General features: G+C 72.8%; 8 protein-coding genes. 3 read left to right on the top strand and 5 right to left on the bottom strand.

The features are described from left to right. Window position 1: 1 nt before the first annotated feature. Window positions 2-499, bottom strand: a complete 498-nt coding sequence (locus H5965_RS01505; protein WP_310967340.1) for a hypothetical protein — start codon at window positions 497-499, stop codon at window positions 2-4. Between the two features lie 260 nt (window positions 500-759). Between H5965_RS01505 and H5965_RS01500 the strand changes: the two genes are divergently transcribed. Continuing rightward, entirely contained in the window at window positions 760-1,827 is a 1,068-nt protein-coding gene (locus H5965_RS01500; protein WP_310967338.1) for a DUF3068 domain-containing protein, read from the top strand. A gap of 1 nt (window position 1,828) precedes the next feature. Here the strand turns inward: H5965_RS01500 and H5965_RS01495 are convergent, their stop codons facing one another. Beyond that, window positions 1,829-2,524, bottom strand: coding sequence for a class I SAM-dependent methyltransferase (locus H5965_RS01495; RefSeq protein ID WP_310967337.1), 696 nt, complete (start codon window positions 2,522-2,524; stop codon window positions 1,829-1,831). 161 nt (window positions 2,525-2,685) lie between these two features. Here H5965_RS01495 and H5965_RS01490 point away from each other — a divergent pair, with 161 nt between their 5' ends. Next, a complete protein-coding gene (locus tag H5965_RS01490; RefSeq protein WP_310968463.1) occupies window positions 2,686-3,918 on the top strand; it encodes a glycosyltransferase family 4 protein in 1,233 nt (410 codons plus the stop codon). Window positions 3,919-4,814: 896 nt separating this feature from the next. On the opposite strand, the gene H5965_RS01485 is transcribed toward H5965_RS01490, so the two are convergent. Next, the gene (locus H5965_RS01485) at window positions 4,815-4,997 is read right to left on the bottom strand and encodes a hypothetical protein (RefSeq protein ID WP_310967336.1); all 183 of its coding nucleotides are present in this window, start codon (window positions 4,995-4,997) and stop codon (window positions 4,815-4,817) included. Window positions 4,998-5,000: 3 nt separating this feature from the next. Further along, the gene (locus H5965_RS01480) at window positions 5,001-6,683 is read right to left on the bottom strand and encodes a hypothetical protein (protein WP_310967335.1); all 1,683 of its coding nucleotides are present in this window, start codon (window positions 6,681-6,683) and stop codon (window positions 5,001-5,003) included. Between the two features lie 70 nt (window positions 6,684-6,753). On the opposite strand from H5965_RS01480, the gene H5965_RS01475 reads away from it, so the two are divergent. After that, the gene (locus H5965_RS01475; protein WP_310967333.1) at window positions 6,754-7,956 is read left to right on the top strand and encodes a polysaccharide biosynthesis protein; all 1,203 of its coding nucleotides are present in this window, start codon (window positions 6,754-6,756) and stop codon (window positions 7,954-7,956) included. Window positions 7,957-8,180: 224 nt separating this feature from the next. Here the strand turns inward: H5965_RS01475 and H5965_RS01470 are convergent, their stop codons facing one another. Beyond that, the gene (locus H5965_RS01470) at window positions 8,181-12,191 is read right to left on the bottom strand and encodes an alpha-(1->3)-arabinofuranosyltransferase (RefSeq protein WP_310967331.1); all 4,011 of its coding nucleotides are present in this window, start codon (window positions 12,189-12,191) and stop codon (window positions 8,181-8,183) included. Window positions 12,192-12,267: the final 76 nt, after the last annotated feature.

Here is a 12,267-nt window from a genome sequence, read left to right as displayed (position 1 = left end):
GCTAAGCCGCGTCGGCTTCGACCAAGCGGGCCAGCTCCAGCAACGCCCCCTCGAAACCCGGGCCCGCCGTCAGGGCCACCTTCAGCGGCCCACCCCGCCGGTCGCGCCCGACCGGGAGCGTCACCGCCGGCTCCGTCCACTGGGGACGGTCCACTCCGGCCGAGACCACCACGTCCGGGCGCGCCGGACGCGACCGCCGCCCGCCCGCGTCGAGGTCCAGCACCACGTTGCCGTGCAACGAAAGCAGGGCCGCGACGTCCGCCACCGCGTCCCTCAGCTCCCGGTCGGCGATCGAGTCCGAATGCGCTCCGATCGCCGGCCGGGCCGCGGCGGTGCCGCGGTCCAGCCGGGGGACGATCGCCGCGAGGTCGCCCGAGGCGCACGTCAGCACCCGGATTCCGGGCACTCCCGCCAGCGGGTCGGTGAGGGTGATTCCCGCGCTCGCGGCCGCCGCCACGATCCGGGCCCGCCAGCGCGCGGTCGCCGCGATGGCGACCATCGAGGGGTCCTGGGGCAAAAGGGCTTTTCTCCTTCTCGGTCCGGCGCGGCGGCTGGGGATCGTCCGATGGTGCGGCCGGGCCCGTTGTGCCCGGGAACAAACATGTTTGGTCGCTTGGTCCGAACGGCCGTGCGCATGCGACCTTCCGGTCGCACCGGAAGTCTGTGACCGCCGGTCACACTTTGACGCGCGACGTGGCGCGGGCCACTATCCGTGCACCTGATTACCGCCGGGTAATTTGTGTCCACCCAGGAGGACCGTTGCGACGAGCTGTGGGCCTGATCTTGCTGGCGCTGGGGGTCTTCGCGGTCGCCGGGGCGGTGCTGTTGCCGACCTACGTCTACCCGAAGCTCGCCAAGGTGCCGCTCGACCAGGATTCGACGTCGGTGCTGGAAGGCACCGCGAGCAAGGTCCTCGCCGTGACCGACAAGGGCACCGGCCCGGTCACCGAGATCCGGGAAAACGCGAAGCTGACCGCCACCGCCCGCGTCCAGGCGAACTTCGCCCGGCCGGAGATGCACACCGACACCGACTACGCGGTCTGGCTGCTCGCGGTGCAGGTCAAGGACGACGCGGACGGCACCGTCATCACCGCGAGCAAGCGCCAGGTTTGCTTCGACCGGCGCACCGCCGAGGGCTACGACCCGCGCGGCGCGGCCGACCCGAGCTGCACCAAGGAAAGCAGCTACGTCACCGAGCTCAAGGACAAGGCCGACAAGGACGGCCAGAAGCCGCCCGAGCAGAACATCTACAAGGCCCAGCCCGGCCTGAACTTCAAGTTCCCCTTCGGCACCGAGCAGAAGGACTACCCGGTCTACGACGACAACACGGGCAAGGCCGTCACCGCCCGGTTCACCGGCGTCGAGGAGGTGAACGGGATCGAGACCTACAAGTTCGTGCAGGACATCCCGGACACCAAGCTCGAGACGAAGTCGGTGCCCGGCTCGCTCGTCGGAGCCACCGAGTCGAGCGTCGACGCGGACCTGTACTACCGCGGCGTCAACACGATGTGGGTGGAACCGGTCACCGGCGTCGAGGTGAAGCAGCAGCAACAGCAGCACCAGGAACTGCGCCGCGCCACCGGCGGCACGCCGACCGTCGTGTTCGACGGGACGCTCGCCTACAACGGCAAGACGATCGCGCAGATGGTCGACCAGATCGACGCGAACAAGGGCAAGCTGGAGTTCCTGTCGAGCACCGGCCCGCTCTGGCTCGGCATCGGCGGCGGGGTGCTGATCCTCGTCGCGGTCTACCTGCTGGTCCGCCGCCGCCCGGCCCCGCCGCCGGCGCCGAGGCAGCGGCGCCAGGCGGTCTACGCCCGCACCTGAATCAGCGCTTCCGCAGCACCAGGACCAGATTCCAGGACGCGATTTCGCGGAGGCCGGGAATCCGCACGATCCACATCGCCCAGCCCGGGTGGTACCGCGGATACCCGGCCACCAGATCGGCGAGCGGCGTCGCCTTCGCCCAGCGGAGCGCGGCGCCGACCGAAACCGGGAACAGGCTTTCGCCGAATTTGTTCTTCGGCTGCTTCCCGAGCTTCCGGGCATAACGCTGCCGGGCGTAATAACCGCCGAGGAAATGCCACGGCGCCGTCTCGTGACCGCCCCACGGCGAATACCACGGCGTGAACGACGCGAAGACCGTGCCGCCGGGCTTGGTCACCCGGCACATCTCCTCGAGCATGACCCACGGCTCGGAGACGTGCTCCAGCACGTTCGACGAGTAGCAGATGTCCACGGATCCGCTGCGCACCGGCAGTTCCGTGCCGCTGGCGCGGATCATGTTCTCCCCCGGCTCGCCGCGGGCGGACAGCTCGCCGACGTCCGGGTCGAGGCCCAGGTAGACCGCGCCGGCCGCGCGGAAGGCGTCGGAGAAATACCCCGGCCCGCCGCCGACGTCGAGCACCGTGCGCCCCGACAGCGGAGCGTGCGAGGCCAATTGCCGGACGGAGTCGGCGGCGAGCACGGAATAGAAGCCGTCCGGGTCGGTCTGCTCGGTGAGGAATGTCCGGAACAGGGTCACGGACCGGCGGAGCGTGGCGCGATGCGGTTGCCCCGTCGCGACGAGAACCGGATTACCTACCATTGAACCGTCGCTTTCCGGAATACGTTCATCTAGGGTGTACGCACCAGTAACCTAGCACCGTCGCTACAGTTTGGAAAAACCCGATGCAACGTCCTCGTGTGCTCCTCCTCAACTGGCGCGACACCGGCCACCCCGAAGGCGGCGGCTCGGAGCGGTACGTCGAGCGGATGGCCGAAGGCCTGGCCAGCGCGGGGTACCGGGTCGAGATCCAGTGCGCCGCCTACCCGGGAGCGACCGCGGGCGAGTGGCGCGACGGCGTCCGCTACCGGCGGCGGGGCAACAAGTTCGGCGTCTACCTGCACGCCCTGCGCGCGATCCGCCACGCCCGCGCCGACCTCGTGGTGGACGTGCAGAACGGGATGCCGTTCTTCGCCCGGCTGGTCGCCGGCTGCCCGGTGCTGGTACTGGTCCACCACGTCCACAAGGAACAGTGGATCAGCGCGCTCGGCGAGACCCTGGGCCGGGTCGGCTGGTGGATCGAGTCGCGGCTGGCGCCGCGGCTGTTCCGCAAGTGCTCCTACGTCACGGTTTCCGAGGTCACCAAGGCGGAACTGGCCGAGCTGGGCATCGGCCGCGAGCGCGTCACGGTGGTCCCCAACGGCCTCGACGCACCCCCGCCGTGCGCGTCCGGACGGGACCGTGAACCGACCCTGGTCGCGGTGAGCAGGCTGGTGCCGCACAAGCGGATCGAGCACGCCATCGACGTCGTCGCGCGGCTCGCGCGGCGCTGGCCGTCGCTGCGGCTGGAGGTCGTCGGGCAGGGGCCGTGGGACGAGGTCCTGCGCGACCACGCGGCTTCGCGCGGGGTCGCCGACCGGGTCGTCCTGCACGGCTGGGTCGACGAGCAGGCCAAGCACGAGATCCTCGCGCGCTCGTGGCTGCACCTGTGCCCGTCGGTCAAGGAGGGCTGGGGCATCGTCATCATGGAGGCCGCGGCGCACGGCGTCCCCTCGGTCGCCTACCGCGCCGCCGGCGGCGTCACCGAGTCCATCGTGGACGGCCGGACCGGCCTGCTGGCCGACGACTTCGACGACTTCACCGCGCAGGTCGACGCTCTGCTCGCCGACGGTCTCCGCCGTGCGGAGATGGGCCTGGCGGGCGCCGAGCGGGCCGGGAAGTACAGCTGGGACGCCAGTGTCGGCCAGTTCGAGTCACTGGTGCGGAGCGTCTCCGGGCAGCCGGTCCCCCGGCCCCGGACCCTGGTCCCGCACCGCGTCCCGGAACTCGCCGAGGAGCCGGGCGGCCGCGGCCGCGTCGAAGTCCTTGCGGCGGGCCCGCACGGTGACCGTGGTCCGGCCGCCGGTGGTCGCCGCGCCGAACGCCACGCCTGACCGGCCGCTCGCCGCCGGGTAGAACGCCAGCGTCCGCACGGTGTCCCCGGTGGACACCACGCCGAGGTTCGACACCAGGAACGTCGACCCGAGCCGGCCGGCCAGCAACCGCGTGCCCAGCCGGGCCAGCCGGCTGCTGCGGGCCGGGAAGTCCGGCTCGGGCGGCTGAGCCTGCAGGACCGCGGCGACGTCCGCGCCGCGCGCCAGCCGCAGCCGGAAGAACGCGCTGTCGTGCACCGGTTCCGGCGCCGCACCGGACCTCCGTGACGCGCCCAGCGCCGCCACGACCCGGGCCGTGCGGGCCCCGTGCGCGCGGTTCCAGCGTTCGGTGGCGCGGGCGGCGGCCGCGACGAACCCCGCGGCCCCCAACCGCAGGCGTGGCTCGTGGCAGGCCACGAAGACGTCTCCCACGCCCTCGCTCCCTCGGTCGGGCGTGATCCGGCCTGGGGGCGCGAAAAGCGCCTCAGCGAGCCGCTGGAGGGCCGAAAGGGCAAAGGGTTTGCCGCCCGTCCGTTCACCGATCCCGCGTGCCCCCGAGGAAACCGGGACGTCGAGGAGGATGCCGAGCAGCGACAGCAGGCCGAGGCCGTCCAGAGCGCCGTGGTGCGCGGCGATGAGGAGCGTCCGCTCGCCGACGGCGACGCGCACCAGCGGCGCGTCCCGTTCGTAGGGCGCCGAAGCGAAGCGATTCCGGACTTCCGCCAGGTCGCCGATCCGCTCGATCCCGGGCAGCACACCGAGGTGCGGGTACTGCTGGATCGCGGCCGCCAGCCGGGCCCGGAGCTTCTCCGGTTCCGGTGCGGCCGCGCCGAGTTCCGCTTCGAGGAGGATGCTCCAGGAAACGGTGGGGTCGCCGTAGAGCCCGACGACGCGGTGGGCGTGGTCGGAGGCGAGCGTCAGTGGTCCCCGTAGAGCTTGAGCGGGTGGTCGGCCGGGTTGTACTTCACCTGCGCGTTGAGCTTCTCCTGCACCGGAGCGGCGGTGTCCGGGTTGGCCGAGGTGATGAGGGCGAAGCCCCCCGCTGTCGCCGCTCCGCCGCCGATGATGACGGCGACGATCGCGCCGATGACCGTGCCCACGTGTCACTCCTTCCGCGGCGGGAGAATCCTGCCGCGGCCCAATGTACGCATCGGTAACATGCGGCACAACACTGCGACGCACAGCAACGCGAGCGCTACTCCGTTCGCCAGCAAGGCGGGCGCCCACGAGATCGCTTTCACGGCGGGCTCACCCGGGGTCCGGTACAGCGTCAGCCACTCACCCGACCACACCGGCGTCGCGCCGGCGAGCAATCGCGGGTCGACGTAGCCGGGTGTCCGGTGTTCGACGAGGACCCAGCCGATGCCGGCGTCGGTGAGCTCGCGCGCGGACGTCGCCGCGTTGACGTCCCCGATCCGCGGGTCCTCACCGGCGATCCGCTCGGCACCGACCAGCAGGGTGTCGTCCATCAGCACCGGTTTCGGCAGCACGCGCGGCGCCGGGTCGAGCTGGGTGCGGTCGTCGTTCCAGGCGAACCCGCGGAACGCCGAGAGCGGCAGCACGAGCACGTCGCCGGGCCGGTCACCGAGCTTTTCGGACACTGCCTGCCAGTCGGCCGGGTACTGCGCGGTGGCCAGCCGTCCCAAACCTCCCCACGCTAGGTCCGGCATGGTCAGCAGCGGGAAGACGACCGCCGCCGTCACCAAGCCGACGCGTCCCCGCGCGGTGTTCAGCTTCGCCGCGGCGGCTTCGACGGCCAACGCGAAGCCCAGGGCGAGCGGCAAGGCCCACCAGGCCACCCATTTCTGGGCGTCCCGCAGCAGTCCGGCCCCGGGCAGGTACCGCGTCGCGGCGGTGAGCAGCGTGTCGCCGCCCGGCAACGTCGCCAGCGAAGCCAGGAGGACGCCGAGGACGCCGAGAGCCGTCAGGGAGCGGACCGGGGCCTTCCCCCAGCGGCGCGCGAGTGGCCACAGTCCGGCGACCGCCACCGCGACGACGATGAGCGTCAGCACGGGAACCAGCGGCACGGACCGGCTTTCCGGGACCGTCTGGGCGTTCCAGATGCCGCCGAGGCCCAGCACGCTCAGCAGGGCGGGGCCCCAGCTTTCGGCGCGGGCGCTGAACGCCGACACGCCGGCCGGGTCGGAGAACGTGCCCCCGGCGTTGCGGAACGTCGGGACCAGCCAGGGCAGGTTGAGCGCGATGGCGAGCGGAACCGTCTGCCACAGCCGGCGCGATCCGGCGGCGACGACCATGACGGCCGCCGCGAGGACCCCGCCCGGCGGGGTCAGCACGGCCGGGGCGCCGGCGATCACCAGCCGCGGCAGGCCACCGGGTTCGTGGGCGCGCACGGCGAGTCCGGCGCCGACGAGCCACGGCAGGGCCGCGTAGGTCAGGAGCAGCGGCCAGTGCCCGATGAACAGCCGCTCGGCGACGTACGGCGTCCAGGCGTAGGCCGTCGCCGCGACGAGCCGGGTACCCAAGCGTTCGGTGGGGACGAGCCGTCCCGCGCCGAGGGCGGCGAAGAAGATGGCCAGGAGCAGCACGAGCTTCTGGACGATGTCGCCGGGCAGCACGGTGGTGGCGAGCGCGACGGCGGCGTCGGCGGGGACCGACCGCGGCAGCGTGCTGCCGACCCCGAAGGCGTCCGGCACGAAGTACTGCCGGGGCGCGAACACCATGTCGTAGCTCAGGACGAACCCGCGTCCGAGCAGGGGCCCGCAGACGGCGAACGCCAGTGCGGCCGCCAGCGCGGGAAGGGCCAGCCGCCTGCCCGGTGCGTCCACGGCCCTTCCTTTCCGTTGCGTGCGCGGTTATGGTCCCTGGTCATTACCCACCGGTAACGGGAGCCCGCCGTTGAGCGTAGACACCGAAGTCCCGGCCCGGACGGGCAACCGGGTCGCGGCGATCCTCGTCTCGCTCGCGCTCGCGGGCAACAACGCGGCCAGTTACGTGCTGAGCCTGGCGGCCGCGCGGATCCTCGCGCCCGGCGCGTTCGGGGAGCTGAGCTCGCTGCTGGCGGTGCTGGTGATCGGCGTCGTGCCGGCGATGGGCCTGCAGACGGTGGTGGCGCTGCGAGTGGCCCGCTCGCCGTCGCTGTCCCAGGGTTCGCTGTTCGCGCTGGGCTTGGTGACGAGCGCGATCGTCGCGACGACGGCGTTGATGCTGAGCCCGTTGCTGGTGCTGTTGCTGCACCTGGGTTCGCTGGCCCCGGCGCTGCTGGTGACGGCGGCGCTCGGGCCGTTGACGCTGCTGGGCGTGTTCCACGGGCTCCTCCAGGGCAGCCACCGGTTCGCCGTGCTGTCCGGCCTGATCGCGCTGGAGGGCGCCGGCAAGGTCGGCGGATCGCTGGTGGGGCTGGTGCTCTCGGGGTCCCCGACGGGGGCGCTGGCCGGCGCGGCGGCGGGTTCGCTCGCGGTGGTGGTGGCGGGCTGGCAGCTCTGCGGCCGCCCGCGGCCCCGCTGGGCCGACCGCCACGGCGGCGAGGTGCTGCACACGGCGCAGGCGATGCTGGCGCTGGTGCTGCTGGTCAACCTGGACCTGGTCCTGGCGCGCCACACGCTTCCGGCGGGCGAGGCGGGCGAGTACGCGCTGGGGGCGATCGTCACGAAGATCGCGTACTGGCTGCCGCAGGCGGTCGGGGTGCTGGTGCTGCCGCGGTTCGCGGTGTCCGACCGGCGTCGGCGGGTGCTGCCGGTGGCGCTGCTGGTGTGCGGCGGGTTGGACGCCTTGGTGCTGCTGGTGTCGCTGGTGCTGGGCCCCTCGCTCCTGGCGGTGATCGGCGGCGCGCGGTACGCGGGCAGCACGATGCCGGTGTGGCCGTTCGCCCTGGCGGGTTCGATGCTGGCGCTGGTCCAGATCCTGCTGTACGCACGGCTGGCCGACCGCGACCGCCGCGTGACGGTCCTGATGTGGTCGGCAGTCGGCGTGGAGGCGCTGCTGATCACGACGTGGCTGCACGGATCACCCACCCAGGTGGTCACCGCGGCGGCGTGCACGGCCGGCGCGTTGGCCGCGGCCGGGGCGTTCCTCGAGTTCCGGCCCCGCAAACCGGCCTGAGCAGCCCCCGTTTTCCACGCTACCGCCAGGCACCGACAGTTCCGGCGCGCTATCGCGTACCCAGCCGGACGACACGCGTACTCAGCCGGACGACACGCGTACCTGAACGGACGACACGCGTAGCCCACCGGACCACTCGCGTGTCGTCCAAGCAGGTACGCGTGTCGTCCACCCAGGTACGCGTGTCGGCCTTCCAGGTACGGGGGCCGGCTCTTCGGGTGGGGTTAAACGGCCGGTTCCGTCGGGTTTTGCTTTCGGACGAACCAATCCACGCACGTCGCCACCATCGCGGCCGCGGCGAGCAGGAGGGCGGCTTGGGTGACCGGGCCGTAGGCCCACTCCTGGCCGTGGCCCAGGATCCGGCCCGTCACCGACACCGCCGCCGCCACGGCCATGCCGCCGAACGCCAGGTACCTCGGCGCCCGCTCCGAGAACTGGCGGGCCAGCAGGCACGCGATCAGCAGCACCACCGGCAACATCCCGCCCAGCGCCACCAGCAACCCGATCAGCACCACCGGGATCCAGGAACCGCCGGGCGAGATCGTGAACCGGCGGCGGCGGGCCGGCCAGGCGACGCCCACCAGCAACAGCAGCACCGCCGCCGCGCCGATCAACAGGCTCGACCGGTAGTGCGCGTCCGGTGTGAACGACAGCGACACCACGCCGCCCGCTCCCGCCGGGACGATCCAGGCCTGCTGCCAGCCGTCCACCCGGGTGCGGGTCAGCTGCTGTCCGTCCAAAGTGGCGGTCCAGCCCGCGTTGGCGTTCTCCGGGACCGCCAGCACCGCCTCCGCGCCCGGCCCCACCGTCACCGACCGCGACGCCGCGTCCCACGCACCCACCTGGACCGCCCGGTGCACCGGCGGCGACGTGCTCCCCGCCGGCTTCAGCCACAGGTCCTGGACGACGAACGACTCCGACCGGTCCGTCCGCAGCTCGTGCCCGCCCGCCGGCAGCGCGATGCCACCCTCCGAATCGCGGCACATCCCCAGCGTCAGCGACCGGTGCTCGGTGATGTCGGACAGCTTGCCCTGCACCGACGTCCGGTAGTCGAGCCCGTCCAGGTGGATGTTCGGCCCGGACCCGCACGGCACCGTGAACGCCGGGTCCGGCGCCGGCAGCAGGCCGTCGCTGCCGGACAGCGTCAGGCTGCCGACGCCCACCACCGCGCGCGCCGCGGGATCGTCGTCGTCGCCCGGCAGCACGAGCTGCAGCTGGTCGGTGTCCAGGGGCTCGAAGGACGCCGACCCGCTCGCGTCGAGCTGCACCGTCCGCGTCCCGGACCGGCCGGTCAGCTCCACCTGCCGCGGTGCCCGCGCGCCACTGGCCGGCGAAACCTCGATGTGCAGCCCCGAAATCCGCTTCGGCGACGGCCACCCGAGGGTCAGCGTCGGCCGCAGGTCGGTGACGTCGGGGCGCCACGTCGTGCCCGGATCGCCGTCCACCGCCGCGAACCCGGCCGCCGCCGGGTCGCCACCCAGCTGGGACGTCGACGCCACGGTGACCCCCGGCAGCGACACCGGGTTGCGGCCGCCGCCCGCCGGCAGCACCGAACCGCCGACCAGGTACGTCTGCTCCGCCGGGGTGCTGAACAGCCGCCGGATCCCGTCGGGCTCCTCGCCGTCACGGGCGGCCGTGGCGTCACAGCGCACGGCGGCACCCAGCGGCAGGCACGCGTACCGCGGCTGCTGGCCGCGGGTGAACGCGAACCCGGGGGCGGGCCCGGTCGGCAGGTCCGCGGGCACTTCCAGGGCGCGCTGCGGCTCGGTGCCCGGGATTGTCAGCTCCGCGATGCCGACGTTCCCGTCCTGCCGCCCCACCACCAGCGACAGCAGCGTGATCCGCACCTTGCGGGTCAGGCCGGCGGCGACGGCGTACTCGTGCAGCCCGGCCCCGCGGATCACCGGCTGGTCGACCGATCCGTTGTCGGTCGTGATCCGGATCCGCGTCGGCGGCCAGCCCACCCGCAGGTCGTCCACCATTTCCAGCTGGATGGTGTTCACCAGCCGCGGGGTGTCCAGTTCGACCTCGAGCCATTGGCCGATCGGCCCGGTGAACGACGACGAGTGCCACGCCGTGCGCGGGTCGCCGTCGATCGCCGCGAACGGCTGGTGCGAGGGATCGGACCCGCCGAAGGCGTCGGCGAACGACGCCGCCGTCGACGCCGTCACCGAGCGGATCCCCCGGTACGCGGCCACGGTCTGGTGCTCCTGGCCCGGGAACGGCAGCAGGTCACCCGCCGCGCGCTGCTGGCGGTAGGCCTCGCCCGCGGTCAGCGTCTGGCTGAGGTTGTCGCGGACCCCGCCGACGTTCCGCTCGGCCCGGCGCAGGCCGTCGGTCACCAGCCGCGGGCCGCCGGGCGACCCGCCGTCGCCGGTGAGCACGGTCGGCGTCGCCGGGTCGAGCTGCCCGGAGTCGATCAGCGGCAGCAGGTTCTCCGGGCCGCCGCTCACCGTCGGGACGTCCGTGGTGGACGTCGCGGTGGCCAGCGGCACCGGCTTCCGGACCTCGTAGACCTCGAGGGGGCCGAACACGGCCGCCTTGGCGATCCCCGGCGACCCGGCCAGCCCGGCGCGCAGGGTCGCGATCGGCGGGGCCGCGGTCCGTTCGCGGTCGATGTCGTTGCGCAGCAGCAGGAACCGGTAGCCGGAGCGCGCGAGCAGCGCGGCGAGCCCGGGGTCGCCGCGGCCGTCGGCGAGCGCCGCGTCCACCGAGTCCATCAGCCGCGTGTTCCCTTCGGACCCCAGCGGCACCTGGTTGCGGACCGCCCACGGGCTGCGCGCGATCGCCTGCGCGGGCTCGTCGACCGTGCGGCCCCAGTCGTATTCGCCGAAGCCGGTGGCCGGCAGCAGCAGCGTCCGCGCGTTCGGGTCGGCCTTGGCGACGTACCCCATCGCGTCGTACCAGTAGCCGGGAACTTCGTTCCAGCCCGGGCCGGACCGCAGGTTCAGCAGCCACGCCGGCGCGGCCATCACCAGCACCAGCAGCAGGCCCAGCGCGGGCCGCAGGAACCGGCGCGCGGACCGCACCGGACGGGGGCCGGAGATGCCGTGCACGAACGCCAGCATCAGCGGCAGCCGCAGCACCGGCTCGAACTTGTGCACGTTGCGCAGCGGCGCGAGCGGCCCGTCGAGCAGGTGCCGGACCTGCTCGGCCAGAGGACTGTCGAGCGTGCCGACGTACCCGATGGTCAGCAGGGTCAGCCCGGTGACCACGCCGAGCACGAGGAACCGCCGGTCCGGCAGGCCGCGCCGGGTCAGCCCGAACAGGCCGACGCCGGCGACGAGCCCGGTGGCGAGCATCAGCACCGGGTTGTCGATCAGCGACCAGCCCCCGGGCCACCACGGCGTGCCCTGGACGACGTAGGCGACCCACTGGTTGGTGCCGCGCAGCACCTCGAACAGCGACATCGGCGCGGTCGTGTTCGTCGCGGACTCGATGTAGTCCAGGAACGGCAGGCTGTACTCGCCGAGCAGCAGCAGCGGCAGGATCCACCACAGGGTCGCGCCGACGACGAAGACGAACCACCACAGCACGAGCTCGACGTGCGCCCGGGTCCACCGGCGGGTCAGCAGCCAGAGCCCGGGGAGGACGAGCGCCATCACGACCATCGCGCCGTTGACCCCGCCCATGCACAGCACGGCCAGCGCGGACAGCCCGGCGGCTCGCCGCGGGGAGCCGATCGCCCCGGCCCGCACGAGCGGCACCAGCACCCACGGCAGCAGCACCGCGGGCAGCATTTCCGCGGACAGGCCGCCGATTTCGGTCAGCATGCGCGGCGCGAGCGCGTACCCGAGCGCACCGATCAGCCGGGTGCGCTCGGAGCCGATCTTCATCGCCCGCGCGAGCAGCAGGGCGCCGCCGAACGCGGCCGAAAGCAGGACCGCACCCCACAGCCGTTGCGCGATCCACGCGGGGACGCCCACGGCCTGGCACAGCGCGAAGAACGGGCCCATCGGGAAGAGGTAGCCGTACGCCTGGTTCTGCAGCTCCCCCGCGGTCGCCTCCGGGTTCCACAGGTGCAGCGCGCGGCTGAGGAAGGCGAGCGGGTCGACCGCGAGGTCCAGTTTGGTGTCGAACGTCGTCTTCCCCGGCATCTGCAGGAAGGACAACGTGGTCAGGGCCAGCACGATCCAGGTGCTGGGCCGGCGGAAGAACGCGCCCACCGAGAACTTCCGGGCGCCGCTCGAGGGCGGAGCGTTGTCCCGGGTCCGTTCACGGGTGGCGGTTACCATCCGGTAGATACTAGGCCGAAACCTGGCTACCATGTGCCGACGATTTTCCCGAGTCCCCCGAACCCCTGGCAGGTGC

The organism is Amycolatopsis sp. 505 (genome assembly GCF_031625235.1).
Taxonomy (GTDB): domain Bacteria; phylum Actinomycetota; class Actinomycetes; order Mycobacteriales; family Pseudonocardiaceae; genus Amycolatopsis.
This window is presented reverse-complemented; position numbering and strand designations above follow the sequence as displayed.

Excerpts from the sequence above, each read along its gene's own strand:
- H5965_RS01505 (WP_310967340.1), bottom strand. The coding sequence starts at position 499 with ATGGTCGCCATCGCGGCGACCGCGCGCTGGCGGGCCCGGATCGTGGCG.
- H5965_RS01470 (WP_310967331.1), bottom strand. The coding sequence starts at position 12,191 with ATGGTAACCGCCACCCGTGAACGGACCCGGGACAACGCTCCGCCCTCG.